Source organism: Halomonas sp. McD50-4, assembly GCF_022348135.1.
GTDB classification, from domain to species: domain Bacteria; phylum Pseudomonadota; class Gammaproteobacteria; order Pseudomonadales; family Halomonadaceae; genus Vreelandella; species Vreelandella piezotolerans.
This window is the reverse complement of the sequence record NZ_JAKRFG010000002.1, coordinates 56,253-81,154: the sequence shown is the minus strand read 5'-3', so window position 1 is coordinate 81,154 and position 24,902 is coordinate 56,253. Positions and strand designations below refer to the sequence as shown.

Genomic DNA, 24,902 nt, shown 5'->3' with positions numbered 1-24,902 from the left:
CTATCGTCAAAACGCGTATCAACCGTTTTCCGCCGCCTGACCGCCCGCTTCGTCAGGCGTTTCAGCGAGTGAATGCCCTTCACTTTTGGCAATCACAGAGGTACCCACCAAATCCCCCGTGACATTCAACGCCGTTGCCCCCATGCCGACCAACGCATCGATGGCAGTGAGTAGCGCCACGGTTTCAATGGGCAGCCCCACTTGCGCGAACACGGTGGCGATCATGATAATGCCCGCACCCGGCACCCCGGCGGTGCCCACCGTGACCAGCGTACCAATCAGTACGATTTGCACCATGCTCATGAAGTCGAGAGGAGCTCCCATGACGTTGGCGGCAAACACCGCTGAAATGGCAATACGGATGGCGGCACCGTCCATATTGAGCGTTGCCCCCAGCGGCAAGCTAAAGCCATAAATGCTTTTCGGAATGCCCAGCCGCTGTGCGGCGTTGATCGTGATGGGTAACGTACCGGAGCTACTTTGGGTTGCGAATGCAGTGGCCATCGGCGTGCGCGCCTCACCGAAAAAGGTGCGCAACCTCACACCGAACAGCAGCATGACCGCACAGTAAATCAATAGCTGCGCTCCGAGTGCGATATACAGCACCATTACCATATCGCCCAACGACAGCAGTGTTTCCATACCCTGCTGGCTCACCGTTTCGGCAACGATGGCAAAAACGCCAATGGGCACAAAATGCAGCACGCCCGACATCACTTTGAGCGTGACGGCATTCAGCCCCTCGATCACTTGGTAAAGCTGCTCACCCAGCGCATGCTGCTGCTCCGACTGACGCATTTTGAGCAGCGCAATACCAAACACCAGCGCGGTAAAGATGATGCCCAGCATATTGAGCTCGGCAAAGGCACCCACGATGTTGTTCGGCACGATGTTGAGCAGAGCATCGACCACGCCAGGGTTGTCGGGCACCGAAAAACTCGCGCTGTCGTTGAGCGTCATGCCGCTGCCCGGGCTAAATAGAGTGGCAACGGTCAGCCCCACCGTAATGGCCAGCGCAGAAGAGCCTAAGTAGTAGAGGAACACCTTACCGCCCACACGGCCGGCACTGCCTTCCCGTGATTGGTTCACCCCAACCATGAGGGTGAACAGCACGATGGGAACGATCAGAAACGTCAGTAGCCGGAGCAGTAAATCCCCCACGGGCGCTAGCCAAACGGTCACTTCGTCACCACCCACGATGCCCACCAGCACGCCCAGTATCAGCGCAATCGTCACACGGAGGATGAGCGATGCTTGAAGATAGCGCTTCCAGAGATATGTCATTGAATGTCCTGTCCAGATAAATCCGTGGAACCTACCATGCCATGAACCATCACTATGAATGGCTGACATAGAGAGCGATAGCGCGTGAGCATGTCACGTAGGTGAAATAGCTTAGCACGGCCCCTTTGACCACACGCACAGCCTCCTTCACGAACGCTGCCGATCTACTGAACTTGGAGCCTTAATGAACCGCATCAACCCCAACAAGTTACACCACAGCAAATGGACTGCCGTGACTCCCCGACATAAGGAGAAACACTTCATCGTGACGCAACTGCTCCGTGACGAGGAGGAAAATGTCGTTGACGTGGTGCTTGAAGCGGTGCACTCCCACCGAGAAAGCACGCTGCCCTGGCAAGCACTCAAAGATGCCAGCATTTGGAAGATGGGCTGGAAATGATTGACGCTCAGCGGTCATCGTAAAATAAACGCGAAAGGCTTTGACCTAACCCTGGAAGCATGACACTGTAGCGCCAGTGGTTAGCAAGCAGCATGGTTTCAGAAGCGTACGATCTTTTTCGGCTGCCTGATCTTGTATTCCTTGTTTCACCCGCTACTTCATCTGGGTCATACCAGGAACTTTACGACAGCGCATTCGCGCAAAAGGATCTACACAATGGCAACTGGCACAGTTAAATGGTTCAACGACACCAAAGGCTTCGGCTTCATCGCTCCTTCTGACGGTGGTGACGACCTGTTTGCACACTTCTCCGAAATTCAGGCCGACGGCTTCAAAACCCTGCAAGAAGGCGCTAACGTCTCCTTCGACGTTACCCAGGGCAAAAAAGGCCTTCAGGCGTCTAACATCAAGCAAATCTCCTAAGTTCTATCGCTTTCGATAGCACTGATAAGATTGCTAGAACCTTTGCCCTCTAGGTGAACGGTTCAACAAAAAGGCCCGCCTCGGCGGGCCTTTTTGCGTTTATACGTCAATCCCTCTCCCATACGGTGAGCTGGGCATCGATCGTGAGCGTCAGCTGATCTAAAGCAGCCGCTTTTTCGCGCCCCTCCGCACTGGCACGATACAAATGTGGCGTCATGGTCAGCAAATCGCGGATAACGTCTCCCCCTTCTAACGAAATAGCGTAGCAAATCTGCTCGGAAGCGCGGCGGGCAAACCCTTCCGGTACGTTGGTTTCTTTCTCACGAGTAGGTTTTAAGGTGGGGTAAATAATGTCCCGTAGCTCGCGCAGGTGCTGCGGCCCCGCGTCAACCTGAATCAGCTGCCCGCCCGTTTTAAGCACACGCGCAAACTCGCTATACACCGGAAAGCCAAACATGCACAGCACGCTATCCACGCTTGCCGACTGAATCGGCAATTGGGCATTACTGCCGACAACCCAGCGACAAATGGGTGCCTGTTTATCGTCCTGCTTCGCCGCCGACTGCACCGCCCACTTCGAGATATCCAGCCCCAATAGTGACAGCGCCTGCGACTCGGGAACGTTGTGGGCCAACTGGCGTAAGTAGTACCCCTCGCCACAGCCAGCATCCAGGCAGCAATACGTCTCTGCCTGTGTCTGATCGGCGTGGCTCACGACCGCCTGGCTCAGCGCCTCGGCAATGGGCGCATACTCACCCGCCGCCAAAAAACGCTGACGTGCCGCCACCATGGCTTTGCTGTCGCCGGGGTCGGTGGAACGCTTCTGCTGAACGGGCAGCAAATTCACGTACCCCTGTTTGGCCACATCGAAACTGTGGTTTGACGCACACCGCCAGGTGCCGCCTTCCAAATGGAGCGGTTCGCCGTCTAACGGGCAGGCCAGAGCCTGAAAAGGAGATCGATGGGTCACAAAGAAGTCTCGTTAGGGCGTTTGTTGGGCATGGCAGTGCGGGACACATCTTTAAATAGCGTGGACTGCCACTGACGCACCGCCAGCACCGAGGTGGTGCCAAAGCGCTGTTGCAGGGGCAGGTTGCTTTCTCGTTCGCACAGCGCGTGAAACTCATTGGCTAGGCGCTGCATGATCTGCTGCCATTCGGCGCTGCCCGCCTGGGAGAGCAGGCCATTGAGCACCATGAGCTTTTCGGTATCGCGATCGAACCGCGACTGAAAAAACTCGGTGGCGATGTGCTGCTGGAAAAATTGCTGAATCGGACCGCCGGGGCGCCAGCGAAAATTCGCCGCCACCCGTCGACGAATACGATTGTCTGGCAGCAGCTCGATGAGCTTCAACTGCTCGAGGGTCAGCAAATGGCGAATGCACTGCGCCTCGCTCAGCCGATATTGGTGGTGAATCTCTTCGAAGCGATAGCCGTTGATCACACATACCGCCACCAAAAACAGCTCACGGTCGTCGACGATGCGCTGCTCTTGCGCTTGGGTCAATTCCTGCACCCGCTGCTCATCGGCGTGCATGGCGCTGATCAATTCAGAAAATTCCAGATTGAGCCGGTCGCAAATTATTTCCAAGCGCTCTAAGGTAACGTGCTTATCTGCGAACAGCCGCTTCACCGACGCTTCGCTCAGTTCAAGCCACCGCGCCACATCGGCATAGGTGTAACCTTGGGCGCGCAGTTGGCGCTTCAACGTATCGATAAGCGCGCTGGTTTGGCTCACAGGGCCTCCGACACGTGGAAAAGTAGCGTATAACGATACCGGAAAGCCCCCATAACGCAACTTGAACGGTGAGTATTGCAACGCTCACCCCATTTGCCGACAGTGCCTACACTTTCGGCGATTAAGGCGACACACCATGCAACCTTTGCTGCGCATTGCAGGCGCTTGGCCCTACTTGATGGCCATTTTTCTCAACGCTTTCGTAGATCTCGGGCATAAAATCGTCATTCAGAATACGATTTTCAAAAGCTATGATGGCGCGACTCAAGTCGTGCTCACCGCCTTGGTGAACGCGCTGATTCTGCTGCCGTTCATTTTGCTATTCAGCCCGGCAGGCCATGTGGCCGACAGCACGCCCAAAGTACGCGTGCTCAGGCTCTCCGCCTGGGCGGCGGTAGCGGTATCGCTAGGCATCACGGCTGCCTATTACCAAGGCTGGTTTTGGCTTGCCTTTGCAATGACGCTGCTGCTGGCCATTCAGTCGGCGTTCTATTCGCCCGCCAAGTACGGCTTAGTGAAAGGACTGTTTGGTAAACCGAGGCTCGCCGAAGCCAACGGGCTCGTTCAGGCGGTGACCATTGGTGCCATTCTGGCCGGAACGGTGGCATTCACCGCCCTTTTCGAACACTGGGTGACGTCTAGCGTCCACACGCCAGGTGAGCTGTTACGCAATATTGCCCCGCTGGGCTGGCTGCTGGTGCTTAATAGCGGCCTGCAGGTCGTCGCTCTTTATCGGCTCAAGCCGGACGACGCGCAGCCGGCGGCTACCCCGCTCACCTGGGCCCGTTACCGTAGCGGCGCCGTGCTGAAAGAGAATTTAAGCATTCTTGCCCATCAGCCTGTGCTACGGCTCTCCATCATTGGCTTAGCGACGTTCTGGTCGGTCGGGCAAGTGCTGCTGGCCGCCTTCCCCGCTTATGCCAAAGAGGCGCTCAGCATCGAGAACACGCTGGTGCTACAAGCCATTCTCGCCGCCAGCGGTATCGGCATCGCCCTGGGCTCGCTGTTAGCCAGCAGGCTCTCCCGCAATCGCATCGAAACCGGCTTAATACCTCTGGGGGCCGTGGGCGTCGCGGTGGGATTGTGGTGTTTGCCGTTGTTCACGACGCCCACGAGCCAAGCGCTGAACTTCGTGTTCATTGGCATGATGGGCGGGCTGTTTATCGTGCCGCTCAACGCCTTGATTCAGTTTCATGCGGCAGACCACGAGCTAGGCACGGTACTCGCGGCCAATAACTGGATACAAAACCTCTCGATGCTGGGCTTTTTGGTGCTCACTGCACTATTTGCGCTGGCAGGCGTGGACAGCCATTACTTGCTGCTGTTGGTCGCTAGCGTGGCAATGGTGGGCGGTGGCTATACGATTTTCAAACTGCCCCAGAGCCTAGTGCGCTTCATGTTGAGCTTTTTGCTCACCCGTCGCTATAAAGTGGACGTTCACGGGCTCGAGAATCTGCCCGCCCAGGGTGGCGTGCTACTGCTGGGCAATCACATTAGCTGGGTAGACTGGGCCATGGTGCAAATTGCCAGCCCGCGCCCGGTACGCTTCGTCATGCTGAAAAGCATTTATCAGCGTTGGTACTTGCGTTGGTTTTTCAAAGCGCTGGGCTGCATTCCCATCGAGCGCGGCGCTGGGGCAGAGAACGCCCTGGCAGCCGTTGCCGAACAGCTCAACGCCGGTGAAGTGGTGTGTCTGTTTCCCGAAGGAGCGATCAGCCGCAACGGCCAGCTCGGCGAGCTGCGCCGTGGTTATGAGCGTGCTTGTCAACAGACCCACCCAGACGTGCGCATCGTGCCATTTTATCTGCGCGGCTTGTGGGGCAGCCAGTTCTCACGCTCGTCGAGCAAGCTCAAAGAGCTACGTAACGCGCCGCTGCACCGCTCGGTCGTCGTCGCTTTTGGCAAACCGCTGCCTAACAACACGCCTGCCGATGTGTTGAAGAGGCGCATTTTCGAGCAAGCCACCCGCTCCTGGCAGCATGCCATCGATGAGCTCCCCACACTGCCCAGCGCTTGGATTCGCAGCGTCAAGCGCCGTCCCAGGGCAGCGGCGTTGGCCGACACCTTGAGCCGCCCGCTCAACGCAGGCCAAGCGCTCACTGCAAGCCTGCTGCTCGCCAAGCGCTTTCGCCATCGCAGCGTCAATGAATCGACGCTTGGCCTACTGCTGCCTACCAGCACCGCCGGAGTGCTGGCCAATATGGCTACGTTGCTGGCGGGCAAAACGCTGGTGAACTTGAACTACACCACTAGCCAAGCCGCCCTGGCCTACGCGCTGCAGCAAGCCGATATACGTACCGTCGTGACCTCGCGGCGCTTCGTGGAAAAACTGAGCCAGCGGGGGCTGGCGGTCGACGTACTCCTGGAAGGCCAGCAGGTGCTCTACTTGGAAGACTTGCAGGCAGGCTTCTCCCGATTGGAACGCATCGGAACGTTTCTTGCCGTACGCCTGCTGCCCGCTTGGTTGTTACAAGCGCTGTTCTGCTATAGCCGGGATGCGGACGCCACGGCGGCTATTCTGTTCTCCAGCGGTAGTGAAGGACAGCCAAAAGGCGTCATGCTCAGCCACCGTAACTTGATGGCCAATATCAAACAGACCTCCGACGTGCTCAATACCCAGCACGACGATGTGGTGATGGCCTCACTGCCGCTCTTTCATGCGTTTGGCTTTACCGTCACCCAGTTACTCCCACTGATAGAGGGGCTGCCGCTCGTCAGTCATCCCGACCCTACCGATGTCTCGGGTGTTGCCAACGCGGTCGCCAAACACAGCGCCACCATCATGTTCGGTACGTCCAGCATGCTGCGACTGTTCAACCGCAGTTCGAAGGTCACGCCCGATAGGCTCAAGAGCCTGCGCGTGGTGGTCGCCGGGGCAGAAAAACTCGACGATCGCGTGCGTGAAGGGTTTGCGGAAAAATTCGGCAAAGCTATTTATGAAGGCTACGGCGCGACGGAAACCGCCCCCGTGGCGGCCGTCAATCTGCCCGACGCCGCAGGCGTTCACTACCAGCAGGTACAAAAAGGCAATAAGCCCGGCACCGTCGGTATGCCGCTCCCCGGCACCAGCATCAAGGTCGTCGATCCTAAGAGCTTCGAGGAGCTGCCCACCCTTGAGCCAGGCATGATCGTGATCAGCGGGCCACAGGTAATGCAGGGGTATCTCGACGACCCTCAGCGTACCGAGCAGGCACTCAAAACCGTCGACGGTCAACGCTGGTACGTCACTGGCGATAAAGGCTTCATCGATGAAGATGGCTTTTTGACGCTCATCGACCGCTACACGCGTTTTGCGAAAATCGGCGGCGAAATGGTGAGCCTCAGCGCCGTCGAAACCGCCGTCAAGGCGGTCATCGAGGAGCCTGACACGCCAATGATGGCCGTCAGCCTGCCCGATGCCAACAAAGGCGAACGGATCGTCCTACTGAGCGAAGCCGCGCTAGATGCCAAAACGCTCAAGAGTGCGCTCCGCCAGCAAGGCACGTCCGCGCTGATGATCCCCAGTGACTGGCTCACCGTGGAAGAGATACCTCGCTTGGGGTCAGGAAAAGCCGACTTTGCAGGCGCAAAACGGCTTGCCGAGACGCAACTGGCCTCTTAGGTCAGACAATCTCCCTAGTAACAGGGCAGCGGTCTAGCCGCTGCCCTCTCTGATGAACTTACTCCGCACTGCCGTCCGGCGAATCACTTGAGTCGTTTGACTCGCTGGTCTCTCCAGTCGCTCTCTTTTGCTGGCCGCTCGTTGGTGCGGCACGCTCCCCACGCGCGATATCATGATGGCTAATCACCACCACGTCGCGGGGCCACCAATCGGGGTGTTCGTCTCGTATGTAGGCCATCAGCTTCTCGCGGACGTTCATTTCCGCGGTCCAGCCTGCCATGGGGTCTGAGGTCATCAGATAACAGGTGACCGTTTGCGCGTGCTCGGTTTGGCCAGTGACATAGCAGAGCAGCTTGTGGTGCTCGATCACGCTATCTTCTTCCTTGGCGAATTCGAAAAACTTCTCGCGTACCTGGGAGATATCCGCACTGAGGTGCAGGGTTAACTCCATAAAGCGATACATTTTGGTGCTCTTGACCGAGAGGTTTTCGAACGGCTTGGAGGTAAAGTACGTAACGGGGACGATCAGCCGCCGCTCATCCCAGGAGCGCAGGCGAATGAAGGTATAAAAAATCCCTTCCACGTAGCACCACTGTCCTTCGAAGATCACCAAGTCGCCAATACGGATTGGTTTGGCCAACGAGAGCTGAAACGAGGACAAAATATTGCCCAACACCGCCTGACCCGCGATACCCACCAGTACCGCTAACACGCTGGCAGACGCCAGAATGGATAGGCCTAAAGACTCAAACAGCTGGATTTGCCCAAGTACATAAACCGACACCGACACGACGGTGATCAAAATAATCACCCGACGCAAAGCGTAAAGCGAGGTTAACAGGCGACGCTTGTCTCTAGGCTTGGTGTCATCGATCTCACCCACCAAGCGGCGCGTCATGCGCAGCATGATGGTATCCACTAATCGCAGCGCAATGGTGCCAGCACCCCAGGCCATGATCGCAATCAGCAGTACTCTAAACGTCGTGGTAGCCACGGCCGAAAACGACACCACATAATCGAGCAGCATCTGAGTGACCAGCGACATCACGATCAGCGCGACCGGCACGCCGATTTGATCGGCAAAAATGGTCGACACGCCAGAGGGCAACACACGCGCAATGAGCCCGACAAGGTAATAGGTGGCGACGCCAACGATACCAATGATGACCAGAAAGACAGGAATTGCCAGCCACTCCCAGACTTTCAGGACGCCAAACGAGGACTTGAAACGTTCTGGGATGTAGCTCTCCAGCATGGAGGGGCCGTACTCTTCATAAAGCGTCGGAATCGACGACACGCTCTCCGGCATGATCAGCCAAACGGGGTCCTCTTCGCCAACGCGATAGCGACCCAAACGCACATCGTAGGCTTGTCCGTCTACGCGTAACGCGGCTAGCTCGATGTTGCGCCTGGGTTGGCCTGCCTGCGGGTTCTGGCCGGAAGGGTCCTCGATGGCGGCGTCCTGGCGTCCGGGCAAGTTAGACGCGTTTAGCCACTCGCCGCGGCGTAAGACCTCGGCAAGTTGTTTAGCCAACTCAGCCCCACGCGTTGCTTGCTCGCTAGGATCGATATCCGCAAGATTGAGCAAATGCGCCGCATCGGCGTAATTTTCCTCTTCGGTGAAATTCAAAAAGCTGCGAATGCTCTCCCTCGGCGACATGCGCTTCGCCTCTTCGGGTACGTCATCCAACCCGGTGTTGATCGCATCCATGGTAAACCAACGGGAGTCTGCGCTCTCCTCGCCTTGTGACTGCGCCATGCTTACGCTGGTAAAGAGCAGCGTAACGGCCAGCACACACCACATTGGCCACGCGCTGTGATTTTTCATACTTGCCTTATTGAGTGAAAGTGAGCCAATAATCGTCCATCAACCCGCGGCTTGCGCCGCCCGCTCACGCCCTCTCGTGAGCTATCCGTGTCGATGTTGGACCAAAGTACAGACCACGTTTCTCCATCAGGCAAGCGCGCAGATTAATGTTCAGGCTGTCCGGGAAAGGGAACGAACTCGTGCTCATCTCCTGGCGGCAGCTTGAAACGGCCGTGCTCGAAGTCACCCTCGACCCACGCCTGCTTGGCGGCGTCCAGCTTTTCACGTGAGGAGGCAACAAAATTCCAAGAGATATAGCGCGGGCCATTGAGGGTTTCGCCCCCCAGAAGCATCAACCGCGCGCCCTGCTCGCCCGCCATCACGGTCATCGCATCACCCGGCCGAAACACCATCATACGTCCTGCCTCGAACGTCTCGCCTGCCACGACAATCGCGCCAGAGGTAACATAAAGCCCACGATCTTCATGATGATCAGGCAGCGGTAGCTTGGCACCAGGGGCCAACACTGCGTCGGCATAAAACATTTCCGAAAAGGTCTGCACGGGGGAGCGCTCGCCCCAGGCACTCCCCAAAATCAGACGCACTTCTTTGCCTTCGCCGCGAAGCAGTGGAAGCGTCTCTTCACCGTGATGAGCAAAGCTAGCGGGCTTATCCTCATAAGCCTCAGGCAGTGCTACCCAGGTTTGAATGCCAAACAAGGAGTGATCCCGTTTACGGGTAGCGGAACTCGTTCGCTCCGAGTGGGTGACGCCGTTACCCGCGACCATCCAATTCACTGCGCCCGGATGAATCATCTGGTTCGTACCCAAACTATCGCGGTGCTGAAACTCCCCCTGGTAAAGATAGGTGACCGTCGCTAGCCCAATGTGCGGGTGCGGCCGCACGTCAATGCCCTCTTCACGCAGGAATTCGGCCGGGCCCATTTGATCGAAGAAGATGAACGGCCCCACCATTTGTCTTTTCGGAGCAGGCAGCGCTCGACGCACCTCGAAACCGCCGATGTCGCGGGCTCGGGGAACGATCAGCGTCTCAATGTCCTCCAGTCGGCCAGCATCAGGACAGTTTGGCTCGATATCAGGCATCCAACTCATTATCCGGCTCTCCACCATGTTTGCGTTCTGCGTCATAAGGGTATAGCGGATACAGAGCGGCACTGCCTTGAATAAACGTGTTGTCTCTCTCCTCGTCACGTTAGGCAATACGCTCAACTTATGCACAGACGACGCCACTAAATGTCATGATACAAGGAGCGTAGAACCTTTTTTCTCCGTCAACGTCAAACGGCGACGGCTTTTCGGCGAGCACAAACAGGATACTTCCATGCTGATCAAAATTGCCAAACCGAGTGATCTACACGAATCCGACGTCACGCCTGAATCGATCTATCTCTCCCGGCGACGCTTCATGGGCGGCATGGCGGGCTTGGGTGCTGGGCTTGCGCTCTCAGGGCGTGTCCACGCCAGCGATGCGTATACCGACGTTCCCGAGGGCAATGCGCCGCCTTGGCTCCAAGAAAAAATCAGCGAGACCGAATGGCGCAGCGTCACGCCCACTGATCCGGACAAAGATCGCATTGCCCCCTTCGATGATGCCAGCGGTTACAACAACTTTTTCGAGTTCGGCACGGACAAACGGGATCCGGCCCGCCACGCGGGCAGCCTACAAACGCAGCCCTGGAGCGTGGTCGTCGACGGCGAAGTCAATAACGGCGGGCGCATAGCACTCGAAGACCTTGCCAAACCCTCCCAGTTCGAAGAGCGCATTTATCGCCTGCGCTGCGTCGAGGCCTGGTCGATGGTGATTCCCTGGCTGGGCATCCCGCTGGCGGACATCATCCGGCGTGCCGAGCCCACCAGTAACGCCAAGTACGTTCGCTTCGAAACCCTGGTCGACCCAGAGCAGATGCGCGGCCAGCGCTCCTCCTTCTCGATCATCGAATGGCCCTACGTGGAAGGCTTGCGCATGGACGAAGCCATGCATCCGCTGACGATCTTGGCGCTGGGCATGTATGGCCGCGAGCTTCCCAACCAGAACGGCGCGCCCCTGCGCTTGGTCGTGCCCTGGAAATACGGCTTCAAGAGCATCAAGTCGATCGTGCGTATTTCACTGGTGGAAGAGCAGCCGCTCAACTCCTGGCAGCAGATCGCTGCCGACGAGTACGGGTTCTACGCCAACGTCAACCCCGAGGTCGACCATCCCCGCTGGAGCCAAGCCACCGAGCGTCGACTGCCCAACAGCCTGTTCAACACCAACACCATCGACACGCTGATGTTCAATGGTTACGCCGACGAGGTAGCCGAACTCTACGCAGGTATGGACTTGAGGAAGCACTACTGATGGGCAGCCACACACGTCGCTCCCCCCATGGCCAGACGAAATGGTGGATATGGCGGGCGGGCGTTTTTTTAGCCGCGCTCGCGCCGCTGCTCTACTGGAGCTGGATGGTCGCCAACAACGCCGCTGGCCCCGAGCCAGGGCGCTATCTGCTGCTCAATATCGGCACCGGGGGGCTGTGGATGCTGCTGCTCACCCTTTGCCTGACGCCGCTCACAAAGCTCACCCGCTGGAAAGGCTTTGCACTGATCAGACGCCAGCTAGGCCTCTGGGCGCTTACCTACGCTACGCTGCACCTGCTCAGCTACGCCCTGTTCATTTTAGGCCTCGACTGGTCTCGGCTGGGAAGCGAGATCATCAAACGGCCCTATATCATCGTTGGCATGATCGCGCTGATCGGTCTCGCCGTGCTGGGCGCGACCTCTAACCGCTGGGCGATGAAGCGCCTCGGTAAACGCTGGAAGCCGCTGCACAAATGCTCTTACGGCATTTTGGGGCTGGTGCTGCTGCACTTTTTCTGGGTGGTACGCGCCGACATGCAGGAGTGGGCCATGTATGCCGCCCTCGCAGCGCTCATCATGGCAACGCGCCTGCCGCCGGTGGCTCGCACGCTGCCTAAGCTCCGCACCCGCTAGGACGGCCAAGACCGATAAGGACACTGCCCGATGAGGAGGACGTGTTCACGCTGCGTTCAGCTTACGCGATGTAGGCTAGGTGAGATCCAAGGATGATGGAAAGGAGTCAGTAGGATGGCAGGACGGTATGTGGACGCGAAACGCTGGAGCTGGGGATGGATGTCACTGTGCGTCGGCGGCATGGTGATGATGACACCAGCGGCCGACGCCGATGCGCCGTTACGCATCGAAGCGCTACAGCGCTGTGGCAACTTACTCACCCTGGACACGCAGGAATTCTGTCTCGATGTCAGCGGACTCAACGGCGCCGCGTACCGTGTAAAACTCGACGGCGAACCGCTGCCAGCCGATCACATCGAGCGGCAGGGTGACCTTTTACGCCTGCACATCGACGCGACGCAGGCCGAGAGCGGCCCGCTATGGATCGAACAGCAGGAGAGCGCCAGCAATCCGGTATGGCTGACGCTACGAGGCAGCCACGTAATCGCGGCCACGCAAGAGGACGTCGCCGATAACATGGACGGCATTAGCACCTATGTGAATCTGGTCAGCCTGATCATCGAAGAGAGCCACAACGGCGCCGAAGAGGCACGGCGCTTGGCGGATAAGTACGGTGCCGAGGTCGTGGGCATGATCCCCCCGTTGAACACCTACCAATTGCGTCTGCCCGCGAATGATCTGGATGAGAGGGATGCCCTGGTGCTGCGGCTCGGCAATGAGGTCAGCGTCGATGCAGTGGTCACCGAAGAGTCCGGCGCCGAGGAGAGCATCGAGCGCGAACCGAACGATACGCCCCCTGCCGCCGAAGACGATCGAGAGTGGGCCGCCAACCGCTTTCTCGATGCGGTGAACTTCTATCAACGGCGCATAGGGCGCGCGGGCGATGAGATCGACACCCAGCCCATTCGCATTGGGGTGATCGAGCGCAACGTCGATTTTGACGCCCCAGATTTCGCCGACTATCTGGGTGACTGCCGAGCGGACGCGCAGCGCACCTGCGTGTACGGCCGCGACGCCGACAAACCGGATGGCCACGGCACCACGGTCGCGGGGGTCTTCGCCGCCGCCTGGAACGAGGGCGGCAACAGTGGCTTTCTGCGCGGGCTAGATGACGTTGGCCCAGGATTTGACGTGATCGTCGACCGCAATTCGGATGCAGGCATTACCGCCAACGTCGCCGCTTCGGTGAATTTGGTCGAAGACGGTGCCCGAGTGATCAACTGGAGCTGGGGCATCCACCGCGTCGGCGCAATCGACATCAACGGCGATGAAGTCGACTCCCTAGTACGCTCCGGCATCGCCATGAGCGGCTACGAAGAGCTGCTCGAAGAGTTCTTCCTATGGCTACGCGAGGAGCACCCCGACGTGGTGGTGGTCAACTCAGCGGGGAACGCCTCGTCGTTTTCCAGCCGAGACGAATACCGCCTGCCCTCCTCGTTCGTCACCGACCAGCTCTTCGTGGTGGGCGGGCACGAGCGCAGCGAGCAAGACGTCCCGGTCAACGACCCCGGTTATGCAGTCAAACGCAACGCCTCCAATATCGATATGCGTGTGGATATTACCGCGGCCGCCTGCGTGCATGGCTCCACCGCCGTGGCGGGGGAAACGGGCGAGGCCCACTGCGGTACGTCTTATGCCACGCCGCTGGTCGGCGGCTTGCTGGCAGCGATGATGTCGATCGACCCCGCGCTCTCTCCGGCTCAGCTACGCATGCTGCTAAGGCGCAGCGCCATGACCATCGGCGAAGAGTACGACTTCGAACCCACCGATGCCGACGATCTCACCGCGCCGATTCTCCCCTCGGAACGCGCCAACGAGCTGAATCATCCCGATATTGGACGCTCTGCGCGGCTCGATATGTACAAAGCGCTCGACTTGACCGTGCAGAGCCTGAGCCGCGAACGCTAAGCGTGATACAAGTCAGCATCATGACGCAAAAGTCAAAGTGGCCCGCAGCTCGGCCTTCGCCTATTCTTAGAGCGTTTTCAAAGGGATGACGACGAATGGGACTTCAAGAGATCGCCATCGGCGGTATTTTCATAAGCCCGCTGCTGGTCTATGCGCTGATTGGCCTCATTGCCACCCTGGTCGTGCGCTCGCTGCTGCATCGGGTGGTGGGGCACGTCGCGCTTTGGTATGAGGCGTGGTTCGATATTTCGCTGTTTATCATCTTGACCGCCGCCACCACTTTTTTATTCGCGACGGTGCTCGCACATCCCTAATGGGCTGAGCCCATGTTTTTTACCTGATCGAGACACGCCTATGCGCCCATCGCTGAGAGTGCTGCTGACGCTACTGATCGTCGCCATCGCCATCGCCGCAGGGGCGTGGCTATGGCGCTACTATCTTTACACCCCCTGGACACGGGACGCCCGGATTCATGCGGACGTGATCACCATCGCCCCCGACGTCACCGGCTGGGTAAAGCGCCTGGACGTTGCCGATACCGACTATATTGCCCAGGGCGACACGCTGTTTACCATCGACGATACCCGCTACCAAGCCGCCGTCGATAGCGCCCAGGCGACCCTGGAGCATCGGCAAGCCACCCTGGAGCTCAACCGTGCCGAAGCAGGCCGTCGCAACCAGTTGAGCAACCGCCAGGCCATTAGCGCCGAGGCCCAGCAGATCGCCCAGATCAACTCGCGGATAGCCGAAGCCGATGTCAAACAGGCGCAGTCGGCGCTGGAGAGCGCGCAGCTCGATCTCGCCCGTACCCAGGTCGTCGCCCCTGTGAGAGGGCATGTACTCAACGTTCAACTCACCAGCGGCAACTTCGTCAATCGCGGTACGCCAGTGATGGCGCTCATCGCCGATGACTCCTACTACGTCATGGGCTATTTCGAAGAGACCAAAATGGCCTCCATCGAGGTGGGTGACCCGGTCGAAGTGGTGCTGATGAATGGCAATACCCACTTGAACGGACGCGTCGCGGGAATTGGCCGCGGCATTGCCGACAGCAACACGGCGCTCAATCAACAGCTGCTTCCCCAAGTACAGCCCACGTTTAGCTGGGTGCGACTAGCGCAGCGTATTCCTGTGCGCATCACCTTGGACGATGTTCCCGACGACACCCTGCTCAGCGTGGGCATGACCGCCACCGTGCGCGTACGTCCTGAACCGAGTGCTCAGGCCACTTCGCCGTAACCATGCCGCCCTTCTTACGCACCTATCTCACGCCCAGCGCCACGGCGGTAAAATTTGCCATTAAAACCACGCTGGCCATGATGCTGGCGCTTTATGTGGCGCTGGCCTTCGACGTGGAGCGCCCCTACTGGGCGTTGATTTCGGCAGCGTTTCTACAAATTTGCCCCATGAGCGGCATGGTGGTCGAGAAAGGCATTTGCCAGCTAGGGGGCACCGCGCTGGGCGCCCTGGTGGGTATCTTCATCATGGCGCTGTTTGCCCAGGCACGGCTGCCTGCCCTGCTGACGCTGACCTGTTGGATCATGCTGTGTACCTACGTCGGCTCGCTGTGGCGCAATAACTACACCTACGGCTGCCTCATGGCGGCCGTAACGGCCATGCTCATCGTGGTCATTTCCAGCGGCAGCACCCCGGCGGGCATTTTCGATATCGCCGTCGCGCGCATGACCGAGCTGGGGCTAGGCGCCCTGTGCGCCATGCTGGTCAGCGCGCTACTGTGGCCATCGCATGTGGGCACGCATTTAGCGACCCAAGCCGACACGGTGATCAACGAGGCCTTCACCCACGCGGCGTTGCGGTTAGATGCCAGCGACGACGTCACCGCCATGCAACACGCATTGCGCGGCAGTCTCACCCCGCTCACCGTGCTGGAAACCGACAGCCAAGCTGCCCGCTTTGAAGGCCCTGCTGGCCCAGGCCGGGTGCGCGCCACCCACGTACTCACCCGGCGCACGCTACGCTTTTTCGCCACGCTGCAGGCACTTCACCAACTGATGCTCGACCACGCAGACAGGCTAGCCCCCCACAGCATCGAACTCGCCCGCCGCATCGCCCAAGAGTTTCGCGATGCCGAGCACGTCAAGGGCGTGACCGAGGCCAGAGCGGCCCTGCAGACGCTGCGCACCCATGTACATACATGCGATGAGCCAACATCGGAAGCGCCGTTGGATCGTCGCGTTCGTTTGGGCCTGCGGGAGACGATTGGCCACGCCATGGTCATGCTGGATGCCCGCGAGGCCATTGCCCACCCGAGCCGCCATCGGCTGCGCTCCACCCCGCTGGCCTGGCACCGCGACCACCTCTCGGCAGGCATCAACGCCCTCCGCTCGGGGCTGCTGTTTGCCCTATTGGCCACGTTTTGGATCGTCACTGCCTGGCAAAGCGCCATGATCGCGATGATGCTGGGAACGCTGTTCTCTGCGTTTTTTGCCAGCCGCGACAACCCCATTGCCATCACCATGATGTTTTACAAAGGCATGCTGGCCGCGATTCCCAGCGCGTTTCTGTTTGGCCATGTGCTGCTGTCGCAAGTCAACGGCTTCCCGCTGCTGGCGCTGATTTTTGGTACCCCGCTATTTCTGGGGCTACTCGGCGCCACCCAGCCGGCCACCATGGGGTACTGCCTCGCGTTTACGATTTTCAATATTCTGCTGACCATGCCCGGTAACGGCATGGATTTCTCGTTCGATGCCTTTGCCAACCGGGCAGTCGCGGTCGTGATTGGCTTGACCAGCGTGGTCATGGCCTTTCGCTTGCTGCCGGGGCCCGGTGCCAAGCTGCGTAAACGGCGTCTGATCAACGCCATTACCCGCGACATTAACGACCTCAGAAAGCGCGCCACCCATCAAGCGGAAACGCGCTTTAGCGGCCATATGGCCGACCGCCTGCTGCACCTAGCCCAGCACGATGACCTGCTGCCAGAAGAGCAGCGCCACCTCTTCGTACTGGGGCTCACCGGGCTCGACGTGGGTACGGCCATCCTACGCCTGCGAGATCAATTAGATACCGCGCCGCACCCACACATTCGCGAGGCCCACGCGCATTTGCTGCGCACGCTTGCCAACGGTTTTGAAGCGGGTGCGAACGGGCGCCCTCCTCAGGGCATTCTCGACGCGGGGCAACAGCTGGATGATGCTCTCGCCCGCCACGACAACGTGACAGGCGATCGCCGCGTGCTGCTGAAAGGCTTGGTCGAGCGACTAGATCTGGCGTTGGAGCGGTTGGCGCGCCTCATGGCGGAACGAACGACATAACTCTTCGTGCTCATTGACGACGTCGCTCCACCCGAGGCGCATGCTGAGCCATTAACGCCTCTACCCAGTTCATGAACACGCGCAGCTTGGCACTCACGTGCCGATTCGGTGGAAAAGCGATATACATGGGCATCGGATCAATGTGCCAATCGTCAAACAAACGCACCAGGTCACCGCGAGACACATGCTCTCGGGCCATATAATCCGGGAGCCAAAGGACACCGAGCCCCGCCAAACCAGCGGCCAAACCCGCGTTCCCGTCATCAACCGAGATCACGTAGCTCCCTTGCACGGTGACACTCTCGTCATCACGCCTCAAGGTATTGAGAAACGCCATATTTGTCCGCTCCCACCTGAAATTCACCATGTAGTGGGGTGGGAGTGACAGCGCCTGCGGGTGCGCCGGATAACCACGCATTTCCAGATAACCAGGTGTGGCATAAACCCCCATCGTCAAATCCCCCACCCGACGTGCCACCAACGATAAGTCCGTCATCTCTCCGCCGCGAACGACGCAGTCCACGCCTTCTTCCAAAAGGTCCACTCTGCGATCACTCACCCCTAGATCGAGCTGAATCTCGGGATACCGAGCGTAGAAAGCGGGCAAGGCTGGAATCAAGATCATCCGAGCAAACGGACTGGGCACGTCGACCCTCAGTCGGCCGCGTGGCTGCAGCGACGCAGCAGAAAGGCTTGTTTCGGCATCGTCCAGGTCGGCCAGCAGCTTGATGACTCGCTCATAGTAAGCGGCCCCATCTGCGGTCACATTCACCTTGCGGGTGGTGCGATTCAACAGCTTAACGCGCAGCCGCCCCTCTAATTGCTGCACGAGCTGCGTCACGCTGGTCTTACTCAAGTGAAGTGTTTCCGCGGCCTTGGTGAAGCTGCCCGTTTCCACGACACGGGCGAATGCTTGCATAGCATTGAAACGATCCATGGCTGAATCAAACGCCTCGACATTGTTTGAAATATCCAAACAATGTTGAACAGAATTGGCCGTTTATCCACCCCCTGTCGCCGCCATAAAGTGATATCACCGTCAGTAACGAGTCATTTTTTAATTACGAATGGAGATAGTTACATGGCTAAGCGCGACGTCGTTTTCCCCAAGGGCCGCCAGGCGCTTTATGAGCAGAACGCCTATTCGGCGGCTGTCCGCACCGGTGATTTTTTATTCGTGTCGGGCCAGGTTGGCAGCCGTGAAGACGGCTCCCCCGAGCCAGACTTCGCTGCCCAGGTACAGCTCGCCTTCGACAATTTGCAGCGAGTTTTAACAGCGGCAGGCGCTAGCTTCGAGGATATCGTCGATGTGACGAGTTTCCACACCGACCCCGACACTCAGTTCGAGACGGTGATGGCCGCCAAAGCACGTGCGTTTCCAGAAAAGCCCTACCCCAACTGGACGGCGGTCGGGGTGACGTGGCTGGCGGGATTCGACTTTGAGATCAAGGTCATCGCTCGGCTCCCTGCATAACCGTTCGTCATACACTTCAGCGGCCACCTTCAGGCGATGCTTGCTTCGCTTTGGGTAAATCTTGGCGGCTGTCCTACACTGGGTAGGCACTACAGGACACCATTGCTTGGCAAGGAGGCTCAGCATCACTTCTGCCAGGTAGTGCCATTCGCTAGATCAGCATAAGGAGCATGCCGTGACAGCTACCCGTACGCATACCTATCAACGTGGGCTGCCCCTCTTTCATTCGGTGTTTTTGGTGGGGTGTCTGCCGCTGTTTCTAGGCGCCACGCTCAGCGACTACGCCTACGCCAATAGCTATCAAATCCAGTGGGCCACCTTCGCCGCTTGGCTAAATGCCGGTGGATTGGTGTTTGCGGGGCTCGCATTGCTTAGCGCCCTCATTAGTTTCTTCCGTGCCAGGTCGCGCAGCATCATTCTCCTGATCTATCCCGCACTATTGCTGCTCACGTGGGTGCTCGGCTTTGTGAACGCCCTGATCCACTCGCGAGACGCCTGGGGCATGATGCCGATTGCTTTTGCCCTCTCCATGGTGGTCACCATTTTTGCGGGCACCGCCGTTTGGATGGGATTTTCCCGTTTTGGCCACGGAGGTAAACCATGAAGCGCGCTCTACGACGTCCGCATTGTTATGCCGCGCCGCTCTGTTTGATGCTGGCAGCCGGTAGTGTCAGCGCCCAAGAGTTCACCCGCTACGGGCCAAACCCCACGCTACCCGAGCCTTCCCGCGGCCTGCTGCCCAGCATGAGCGTGCCCGAACCCGCCGAGTGGGGCGACACTCTCCCTAACGTGCCCGAGGGCTACACGATTACCGCGATAGCCACCGACTTGCAGATCCCCCGCCAAACCCTGGTGCTGCCCAATGGCGATATTTTGGTGGCAGAAGGCAGCGGTGGTAACGCCCCCTCTCTCAAGCCAAAGGATTTCGTGGCTGGGCTGATCAAATCACAAGGCACGACCTCCGTGCAGAGCGGTAACCGGCTGACACTGTTACACGATGGCGATGGCGACGGCCGCTATGAAGAGCAAACCACCTTTGCGGAAGATCTTAACGCTCCCTACGGCCTCGCGCTGATCGATGACACCCTCTATGTCGCCAACCAGGATGCCCTGGTACGCTTCGATTACGAAGAGGGCCAAACCCAGGCCAGCGGACCACCCGAGGTGGTTACCCAGCTCCCCGCCGAGATCAACCACCACTGGACCAAAGCGATGACCGCCAGTGCCGATGGGGAGTTTCTGTATGTAGGGATTGGCTCCAACAGCAACATCACCGAGCGCGGTATGGAGGCAGAGGTCAATCGCGCCGAAATTAGGCAGATCGACCCTGACACCGGCATGCACCGGCCCTATGCCACGGGGCTTCGCAACCCCACCGCCATGGCGATCCAGCCCGACACCGACCAGCTATGGACGGTGGTCAACGAGCGTGACGAGCTAGGCCCAGATCTCGTGCCTGATTACCTCACTACCGTTCAAGAAGGCGGCTTTTACGGCTGGCCCTACAGTTACTGGGGCCAGCATGTCGACCCCCGCGTGCAGCCTCGCAACCCGGAGAAAGTCGAAAGTGCCATCGCGCCGGATTATGCCCTAGGCTCCCACGTGGCACCGCTCGGCCTGGCTTTCTCGAACGCGTCCATGGGTGATGAGTTTGCCAACGGGGTGTTCATTGGCGAGCACGGTAGTTGGAACCGCGCCGACCCCGTTGGCTACAAAGTGGTGTTCGTACCCTTTAGTAATGGCCAGCCCAGCGGTGACCCCGTCGATTTCGTCTCGGGCTTTCTCACCGATGACGGCAGCACCCGTGGTCGCCCGGTGGGGGTGACCGTCGACCCCGACGGTGCACTGATCATTGCCGACGATCTCACTAACGCCATTTGGCGCGTGACCCCGGACGACGCGTCAATGAGGCGCGAGTGACCAGCCCGTGCGCTTGTTTAAAACCCCATCACGCGGCGGCGCACCGGCCTAATAGCCACCAGCGCCAGCACCACCAACGCTAACCACTCCAACCAGTGGGGCAGTAGCTCTTGCACTTGGCTGGCCTGCTCCACTGGGTTCCAACCGGCCAAGGCAACGGCCGCATCGAACAGCCAGCCGACTAGCACGGTCACGGTGAGCACGCAGACAAGGTAGACCGCCAACGCGGTATTACCCAACTCGCGGCGCAAAATGGCCAGCGTTGCCAAGCTGGTAATCGGCCCTGCCAGCAGGAACACCAGCGCCATTCCCGGCGAGATACCGGCTAACAGCAACCCAGCGGCCACCGGGGTAGCCGCCGCCGCACAGATATACAGCGGGACCCCTACCACGGCCATCAGCATGAGCGCCAACACACCGCCCGAAAACTGCGCCAGCGTATCCGGCGGCACCAGCGTCACCAACACACCCGCCAGCAACAGTCCGGCAAACATCCACGCGCTGATATCATCCAATAGGTCGCTAAAGGCATAGCGCAGCCCCGCTTTCAAGCCACCCGGCTCATCGGCGTTAGCGTGATGGTCATGGCAACCGCTCGAGGAGCAACAGCCAGCGGAAGCGACGGCGGGGCTGGCTTTTGCAGCATCGCGGGTAAAACCGACCAGCAGGCCCGTCACAATGGCCGTTACTAACGCGCCAGCCACACGGACCACCGCCATCAACGGGCCTAGCAGCACGCTGGTGAGCAATATGGAGTCCACACCTACGCCTGGGGTACTGATCAAAAACGAGGTCGTTGGCCCGCGTCCCGCGCCGCCCCGGTGCAGGGCAATCGCAGTGGGAATCGCCCCGCAGGAACACAGCGGCAGGGGCATGCCAATCACCGCCGCCCTCACGATGCTGCCCAGGCCGCGCCCGCCCATCCAGCGCTGTAGCAAGCTTTCTGGCAACCATGCCTTGATCATGCCGGCAATCACCAGCCCCAGCAGCAGCCACGGGGCCGCCGTCAGCGCAATTTGCAGCAGCTCGGTCATCAGCGTCATGTCATCACCTGCTTGTCCACTCGGGGAATAAGGACTAGCCTAAACCCTGTCATCGTTACAGGGTCAAGCCATGACACACGTCTACCGCATTGGCGAAGTGGCCGCCCGCACCGGCTGTTCACCGGAGAGCATTCGCCACTACGAGAAACTCGGCCTGCTGCCGCCCCCACAACGCGGTGAACAGGGCTACCGACACTACGACCAGGCGGCGCTCGAGCGCATCAGCTTCATTCGCCATGGCCGCAACCTGGGGCTAGACCTGCACAGCATTCAGGAGCTGTTAGCGCTCTCAGACCACCCTGACACCGACTGCAGCGCCGCCGATGACATTGCTAGCCGCCATCTCGCGCACCTGGAGGCGCGCATTGCCAAACTGCAGGCGCTAGCGGACGAGCTGCGCCAAGTGGTGCACCAGTGCCGGGGCGGCAAAGCCGCCGACTGCCAAATCATCCAAACGCTGTATGAGCACCAGCCCAGCTGCAGTGACACCCGCTGTGGCGACAGCCAATCTTTGCTCAAATGACGCGCGGCCATCCCCCAAAGGAACTGCCCATGATCGAAACGAAGGAAGAACTCGAGGCCATCAAAAAGACATGCCAAGCGATGGTGACCAAAAGTGCCGGACTCTCAGCGGGCACCGCCATCATCCCCGTACCGGGACTGGATATCGGCTCGGACGTGGCGATTCTGATGCGCATCATCCCCAAAATTAATAGCCAGTTTGGCCTGACACCGGAGCAAATCGACGGCCTGGATACCGAGAGCAAGCTGTTCGTCATGACCGCTATCTCCAACACCGGCAGCAAGATGGCGGGCAAATACATCACCCAGAACCTCATCGTCTCGCTACTTAGCAAAATGGGCGTTCGGGTGGCGGCAAAAGGCGCGTCCAAGTTCGTACCGCTGATCGGCAGTGCCGTGGCAGGCGGCATCAGCTTTACCGCCATGAAATACATGGGTAACAGCCACATCGACGACTGCTACCGCATCGCACTCGCTGCCCTAGAGCACCGCCAGCTCGAACGCGCGGTAGAGGACGACGCCGTGATCGAAACGGACGCGTACACACCCACCGACGGCCCCACTCGCCCTGATTCATAAGGCAGCGTCCGTCGGCAATGGTATGCTGGAGCGTCTTGTCATCTTATCTAGGAGAAAGGAATGCCCGCTTATATCGTTTTGACCCGTGAGCGCACCCACGACAGCGAAGAGATGCAGCGCTATAGCGAAAAAGCCAAAGCCGCCCGCGAAGGCCACGACCCGCAGCCGCTAGCGTTTTACGGCGATGTTGAAGTATTGGAAGGCAGCGACATGGAAGGTGCGGTGATTCTACGCTTCCCCGACATGGCCGCCGCCCGCGCCTGGTACCAAAGCCCCGCCTACCAAGAGGCCCGCAAGCACCGCTTCCAGGGCGCCGATTACCGTGTCTTCCTGGTGGATGGCCTGACAGAGGCATGAGACTCCCCAAACAAGCGCCACGCTGTTAAGGGCAGAAAAAGTGGCTAGGCTGACGCATGTAACGCTTCCATCAGCCTCAGGAGGACATCATGGACGCTCCGTCACCCGACACACTCTACCTGGATGCCGACGGTGCCACCGGCTATCCCAACGCCGCCTTACCGGTGCTGATTTACCGGCATGTCGTCGACACCAGCGACGCGGAGAAGCGAGCCGACGCATTCGAACGCCTGTTCCAACGCCACCACTGGCTGCCCGCTTGGCGCTATCACCTCTACGACTTCGATCACTTTCACTCAACGGCTCATGAGGCATTGGGTATCTTTCGCGGGCAAACCCTGGCACGCCTGGGGGGTCCTAACGGCCGCACATTGATGCTTTATCCTGGCGATGTGTTGGTACTACCTGCCGGTGTCGGCCACGCCAGTCTGACCGCCGACGATGATTTCTGCATGGTGGGTGCCTATCCCCCTAACCAGCAGCCCGAGATCGAGCTCGGTGACCCCGCACGACTCGGCGAAGCGCAAAACCGCGCAGCCCGCGTGGCGATTCCCGAGTTCAGCCCGGTCGGGGGGCCATTGAGCGATCTCTGGCAATCGGCGACGCCTTGATAAGACGGATTCGCCGCCTTACCGCCCCTTATCGGCTCACAAAATGAGCCGATAAGCCAACGTATTCGGCTCAGCCGGTCTTTCAGCCGCTGCTATCCGCCCAACAACAGCTCACGCTCGATGGGGATGAACTCGCTCGCGGCATTGATGAGCGAGGCGGCGGTGAGCTGGGGCACGCCGTAGACCTCGACACGTTTACCGTGCACCTCACGGATTTTCTGGGCTAACAGATCGAAGTCGCCATCGCCGGACACCAGCACCACCACATCCACCTTCTCGGCGTATTCGATGGCATCGAGAGTGATGCCGACGTCCCAATCGCCCTTGGCGGAGCCGTCCGCTCGCTGAATGAAGGGCTTGAGCCGAACATCAAACCCAATCGTGCGAAGAATAGTCTGGAACTCGCGCTGCTTGGCATCGCCCTTATCGATAGCGTAGCAGCGGGCGGCCACCATCTCCCGGTTCGCCGTCACCTTGGCCCGGAACCGGCGGTAATCAAAGTGTTTGCCGTAGGCCTCGCGCACGGTGTAATAGACGTTCTGGGTATCGACGAAGATGGCGACGCGGGTGGTCATGGAAAAGCCTCGGCAAGTAATAACACGCCAGCCTCATGAGGCTGGCGTTGGTAAGGGTGCATGGTACCGCGCCGTTATTTAGAATGCGCCCTCTGGGTAGGCACGAGGCGCGACACCACCCCGGCTGCCTTCGCCGTTGCTCGCCCAGCGGCTGCGCTCACATCGTCCAGTGATGAGGCGGTCAACTTCGCCAATGCGGCAACGTCGTCCAGTAATCCTATTAAACCGCCAATAGCCATGGGTGCTTCCTCCGTGAATAAGCATTGCAGACAGTAAAGCACACGATAGCTGGGGCGAGCGGACTCTTTTACGCCAAGGGCAGTGTCGTTTCTCTCCCCACATGACCTACCCTCACTGCGTCACTTCAAAGAGCGGCCCTCGAGGGAGCGCGCTATGGAG

At 59.3% G+C, this 24,902-nt stretch carries 25 protein-coding genes; 16 read left to right on the top strand and 9 right to left on the bottom strand.

Annotated elements, in window-relative coordinates; translation table 11 throughout:
* Positions 1-18: 18 nt before the first annotated feature.
* Positions 19-1,284 (bottom strand): dicarboxylate/amino acid:cation symporter, encoded by a 1,266-nt coding sequence (locus tag MHM85_RS02980; RefSeq protein ID WP_139525200.1) that lies wholly within the window; start codon positions 1,282-1,284, stop codon positions 19-21.
* Between the two features lie 184 nt (positions 1,285-1,468).
* Here MHM85_RS02980 and MHM85_RS02975 point away from each other — a divergent pair, with 184 nt between their 5' ends.
* Entirely contained in the window at positions 1,469-1,684 is a 216-nt protein-coding gene (locus tag MHM85_RS02975; RefSeq protein ID WP_054641275.1) for a TIGR02450 family Trp-rich protein, read from the top strand.
* Between the two features lie 216 nt (positions 1,685-1,900).
* The gene (locus MHM85_RS02970; RefSeq protein WP_054641274.1) at positions 1,901-2,107 is read left to right on the top strand and encodes a cold-shock protein; all 207 of its coding nucleotides are present in this window, start codon (positions 1,901-1,903) and stop codon (positions 2,105-2,107) included.
* A 106-nt stretch (positions 2,108-2,213) separates the two neighbouring features.
* Here the strand turns inward: MHM85_RS02970 and MHM85_RS02965 are convergent, their stop codons facing one another.
* Together MHM85_RS02965 and MHM85_RS02960 are read right to left on the bottom strand one after the other, a co-directional pair.
* Positions 2,214-3,077, bottom strand: a complete 864-nt coding sequence (locus MHM85_RS02965; RefSeq protein WP_139525199.1) for a putative RNA methyltransferase — start codon at positions 3,075-3,077, stop codon at positions 2,214-2,216.
* On the bottom strand, positions 3,074-3,844 hold the full coding sequence (locus tag MHM85_RS02960) for a helix-turn-helix transcriptional regulator (RefSeq protein WP_139525198.1): 771 nt from the start codon (positions 3,842-3,844) through the stop codon (positions 3,074-3,076). The genes MHM85_RS02965 and MHM85_RS02960 overlap by 4 nt, the downstream gene beginning before the upstream one ends.
* Before the next feature lie 136 nt (positions 3,845-3,980).
* Here MHM85_RS02960 and MHM85_RS02955 point away from each other — a divergent pair, with 136 nt between their 5' ends.
* Positions 3,981-7,445, top strand: a complete 3,465-nt coding sequence (locus tag MHM85_RS02955; RefSeq protein WP_139525197.1) for an acyl-[ACP]--phospholipid O-acyltransferase — start codon at positions 3,981-3,983, stop codon at positions 7,443-7,445.
* 58 nt (positions 7,446-7,503) lie between these two features.
* Here MHM85_RS02955 and MHM85_RS02950 read toward each other — a convergent pair whose 3' ends face one another.
* Positions 7,504-9,273, bottom strand: a complete 1,770-nt coding sequence (locus tag MHM85_RS02950; RefSeq protein WP_139525196.1) for a mechanosensitive ion channel family protein — start codon at positions 9,271-9,273, stop codon at positions 7,504-7,506.
* A 143-nt stretch (positions 9,274-9,416) separates the two neighbouring features.
* Positions 9,417-10,364, bottom strand: a complete 948-nt coding sequence (locus MHM85_RS02945; RefSeq protein WP_139525195.1) for a pirin family protein — start codon at positions 10,362-10,364, stop codon at positions 9,417-9,419.
* Between the two features lie 229 nt (positions 10,365-10,593).
* Between MHM85_RS02945 and msrP the strand changes: the two genes are divergently transcribed.
* The 6 genes from msrP (at position 10,594) to MHM85_RS02915 (ending at position 17,422) form a co-directional block, all read left to right on the top strand.
* Positions 10,594-11,610: a protein-methionine-sulfoxide reductase catalytic subunit MsrP gene (msrP, locus tag MHM85_RS02940; protein WP_054641270.1), complete on the top strand. Its 1,017-nt coding sequence runs from the start codon at positions 10,594-10,596 to the stop codon at positions 11,608-11,610.
* On the top strand, positions 11,610-12,242 hold the full coding sequence (gene msrQ / locus MHM85_RS02935; protein ID WP_139525194.1) for a protein-methionine-sulfoxide reductase heme-binding subunit MsrQ: 633 nt from the start codon (positions 11,610-11,612) through the stop codon (positions 12,240-12,242). Before msrP ends, msrQ begins: the two co-directional genes overlap by 1 nt.
* Positions 12,243-12,356: 114 nt before the next feature.
* The gene (locus MHM85_RS02930; protein ID WP_218013954.1) at positions 12,357-14,150 is read left to right on the top strand and encodes a S8/S53 family peptidase; all 1,794 of its coding nucleotides are present in this window, start codon (positions 12,357-12,359) and stop codon (positions 14,148-14,150) included.
* Positions 14,151-14,245: 95 nt separating this feature from the next.
* Complete coding sequence (locus MHM85_RS02925; protein ID WP_139525193.1) at positions 14,246-14,464, top strand: DUF1656 domain-containing protein; 219 nt, start codon at positions 14,246-14,248, stop codon at positions 14,462-14,464.
* Between the two features lie 40 nt (positions 14,465-14,504).
* Positions 14,505-15,389: an HlyD family secretion protein gene (locus MHM85_RS02920; protein ID WP_139525192.1), complete on the top strand. Its 885-nt coding sequence runs from the start codon at positions 14,505-14,507 to the stop codon at positions 15,387-15,389.
* 2 nt (positions 15,390-15,391) lie between these two features.
* Positions 15,392-17,422, top strand: a complete 2,031-nt coding sequence (locus tag MHM85_RS02915) for an FUSC family protein (protein ID WP_139525191.1) — start codon at positions 15,392-15,394, stop codon at positions 17,420-17,422.
* Positions 17,423-17,432: 10 nt separating this feature from the next.
* On the opposite strand, the gene MHM85_RS02910 is transcribed toward MHM85_RS02915, so the two are convergent.
* A complete protein-coding gene (locus MHM85_RS02910) occupies positions 17,433-18,359 on the bottom strand; it encodes a LysR family transcriptional regulator (RefSeq protein WP_139525190.1) in 927 nt (308 codons plus the stop codon).
* 144 nt (positions 18,360-18,503) lie between these two features.
* Here MHM85_RS02910 and MHM85_RS02905 point away from each other — a divergent pair, with 144 nt between their 5' ends.
* From MHM85_RS02905 to MHM85_RS02895, 3 genes are all read left to right on the top strand, one after another.
* Positions 18,504-18,896 (top strand): RidA family protein, encoded by a 393-nt coding sequence (locus MHM85_RS02905; RefSeq protein WP_054641267.1) that lies wholly within the window; start codon positions 18,504-18,506, stop codon positions 18,894-18,896.
* Positions 18,897-19,071: 175 nt separating this feature from the next.
* Positions 19,072-19,500, top strand: coding sequence for a hypothetical protein (locus MHM85_RS02900; RefSeq protein WP_139525189.1), 429 nt, complete (start codon positions 19,072-19,074; stop codon positions 19,498-19,500).
* On the top strand, positions 19,497-20,816 hold the full coding sequence (locus MHM85_RS02895) for a sorbosone dehydrogenase family protein (protein WP_239284556.1): 1,320 nt from the start codon (positions 19,497-19,499) through the stop codon (positions 20,814-20,816). The genes MHM85_RS02900 and MHM85_RS02895 overlap by 4 nt, the downstream gene beginning before the upstream one ends.
* Positions 20,817-20,833: 17 nt before the next feature.
* On the opposite strand, the gene MHM85_RS02890 is transcribed toward MHM85_RS02895, so the two are convergent.
* Positions 20,834-21,859 carry an SO_0444 family Cu/Zn efflux transporter gene (locus MHM85_RS02890; RefSeq protein ID WP_219862991.1) on the bottom strand — a complete coding sequence of 342 codons (1,026 nt, stop codon included), beginning with the start codon at positions 21,857-21,859 and terminating at the stop codon, positions 20,834-20,836.
* A gap of 70 nt (positions 21,860-21,929) precedes the next feature.
* On the opposite strand from MHM85_RS02890, the gene MHM85_RS02885 reads away from it, so the two are divergent.
* The 4 genes from MHM85_RS02885 to MHM85_RS02870 all read left to right on the top strand — a co-directional run bounded on the left by MHM85_RS02885 (position 21,930) and on the right by MHM85_RS02870 (position 23,928).
* Positions 21,930-22,382, top strand: coding sequence for a helix-turn-helix domain-containing protein (locus MHM85_RS02885; RefSeq protein ID WP_054641266.1), 453 nt, complete (start codon positions 21,930-21,932; stop codon positions 22,380-22,382).
* Between the two features lie 29 nt (positions 22,383-22,411).
* Positions 22,412-22,960, top strand: coding sequence for a hypothetical protein (locus MHM85_RS02880; RefSeq protein WP_231125512.1), 549 nt, complete (start codon positions 22,412-22,414; stop codon positions 22,958-22,960).
* A 60-nt stretch (positions 22,961-23,020) separates the two neighbouring features.
* Positions 23,021-23,317 carry a DUF1330 domain-containing protein gene (locus MHM85_RS02875; RefSeq protein ID WP_139525186.1) on the top strand — a complete coding sequence of 99 codons (297 nt, stop codon included), beginning with the start codon at positions 23,021-23,023 and terminating at the stop codon, positions 23,315-23,317.
* Between the two features lie 89 nt (positions 23,318-23,406).
* A complete protein-coding gene (locus MHM85_RS02870; RefSeq protein WP_139525185.1) occupies positions 23,407-23,928 on the top strand; it encodes a cupin in 522 nt (173 codons plus the stop codon).
* 92 nt (positions 23,929-24,020) lie between these two features.
* Here MHM85_RS02870 and MHM85_RS02865 read toward each other — a convergent pair whose 3' ends face one another.
* A complete protein-coding gene (locus MHM85_RS02865) occupies positions 24,021-24,503 on the bottom strand; it encodes an NYN domain-containing protein (RefSeq protein WP_239284554.1) in 483 nt (160 codons plus the stop codon).
* Positions 24,504-24,577: 74 nt separating this feature from the next.
* Positions 24,578-24,742, bottom strand: a complete 165-nt coding sequence (locus tag MHM85_RS02860; RefSeq protein WP_219862987.1) for a DUF808 family protein — start codon at positions 24,740-24,742, stop codon at positions 24,578-24,580.
* Positions 24,743-24,902 lie beyond the last annotated feature (160 nt).

What these genes read in the sequence shown, in the direction of transcription:
- MHM85_RS02980 (WP_139525200.1), bottom strand. Translation starts at nt 1,284, where the DNA reads ATGACATATCTCTGGAAGCGCTATCTTCAAGCATCGCTCATCCTCCGT.
- MHM85_RS02975 (WP_054641275.1), top strand. Translation starts at nt 1,469, where the DNA reads ATGAACCGCATCAACCCCAACAAGTTACACCACAGCAAATGGACTGCC.
- MHM85_RS02970 (WP_054641274.1), top strand. Translation starts at nt 1,901, where the DNA reads ATGGCAACTGGCACAGTTAAATGGTTCAACGACACCAAAGGCTTCGGC.
- MHM85_RS02955 (WP_139525197.1), top strand. Translation starts at nt 3,981, where the DNA reads ATGCAACCTTTGCTGCGCATTGCAGGCGCTTGGCCCTACTTGATGGCC.
- MHM85_RS02950 (WP_139525196.1), bottom strand. Translation starts at nt 9,273, where the DNA reads ATGAAAAATCACAGCGCGTGGCCAATGTGGTGTGTGCTGGCCGTTACG.
- MHM85_RS02945 (WP_139525195.1), bottom strand. Translation starts at nt 10,364, where the DNA reads ATGAGTTGGATGCCTGATATCGAGCCAAACTGTCCTGATGCTGGCCGA.
- msrP (WP_054641270.1), top strand. Translation starts at nt 10,594, where the DNA reads ATGCTGATCAAAATTGCCAAACCGAGTGATCTACACGAATCCGACGTC.
- msrQ (WP_139525194.1), top strand. Translation starts at nt 11,610, where the DNA reads ATGGGCAGCCACACACGTCGCTCCCCCCATGGCCAGACGAAATGGTGG.
- MHM85_RS02930 (WP_218013954.1), top strand. Translation starts at nt 12,357, where the DNA reads ATGGCAGGACGGTATGTGGACGCGAAACGCTGGAGCTGGGGATGGATG.
- MHM85_RS02925 (WP_139525193.1), top strand. Translation starts at nt 14,246, where the DNA reads ATGGGACTTCAAGAGATCGCCATCGGCGGTATTTTCATAAGCCCGCTG.
- MHM85_RS02920 (WP_139525192.1), top strand. Translation starts at nt 14,505, where the DNA reads ATGCGCCCATCGCTGAGAGTGCTGCTGACGCTACTGATCGTCGCCATC.
- MHM85_RS02915 (WP_139525191.1), top strand. Translation starts at nt 15,392, where the DNA reads ATGCCGCCCTTCTTACGCACCTATCTCACGCCCAGCGCCACGGCGGTA.
- MHM85_RS02910 (WP_139525190.1), bottom strand. Translation starts at nt 18,359, where the DNA reads ATGGATCGTTTCAATGCTATGCAAGCATTCGCCCGTGTCGTGGAAACG.
- MHM85_RS02905 (WP_054641267.1), top strand. Translation starts at nt 18,504, where the DNA reads ATGGCTAAGCGCGACGTCGTTTTCCCCAAGGGCCGCCAGGCGCTTTAT.
- MHM85_RS02895 (WP_239284556.1), top strand. Translation starts at nt 19,497, where the DNA reads ATGAAGCGCGCTCTACGACGTCCGCATTGTTATGCCGCGCCGCTCTGT.
- MHM85_RS02890 (WP_219862991.1), bottom strand. Translation starts at nt 21,859, where the DNA reads ATGACGCTGATGACCGAGCTGCTGCAAATTGCGCTGACGGCGGCCCCG.
- MHM85_RS02885 (WP_054641266.1), top strand. Translation starts at nt 21,930, where the DNA reads ATGACACACGTCTACCGCATTGGCGAAGTGGCCGCCCGCACCGGCTGT.
- MHM85_RS02880 (WP_231125512.1), top strand. Translation starts at nt 22,412, where the DNA reads ATGATCGAAACGAAGGAAGAACTCGAGGCCATCAAAAAGACATGCCAA.
- MHM85_RS02875 (WP_139525186.1), top strand. Translation starts at nt 23,021, where the DNA reads ATGCCCGCTTATATCGTTTTGACCCGTGAGCGCACCCACGACAGCGAA.
- MHM85_RS02870 (WP_139525185.1), top strand. Translation starts at nt 23,407, where the DNA reads ATGGACGCTCCGTCACCCGACACACTCTACCTGGATGCCGACGGTGCC.
- MHM85_RS02865 (WP_239284554.1), bottom strand. Translation starts at nt 24,503, where the DNA reads ATGACCACCCGCGTCGCCATCTTCGTCGATACCCAGAACGTCTATTAC.
- MHM85_RS02860 (WP_219862987.1), bottom strand. Translation starts at nt 24,742, where the DNA reads ATGGCTATTGGCGGTTTAATAGGATTACTGGACGACGTTGCCGCATTG.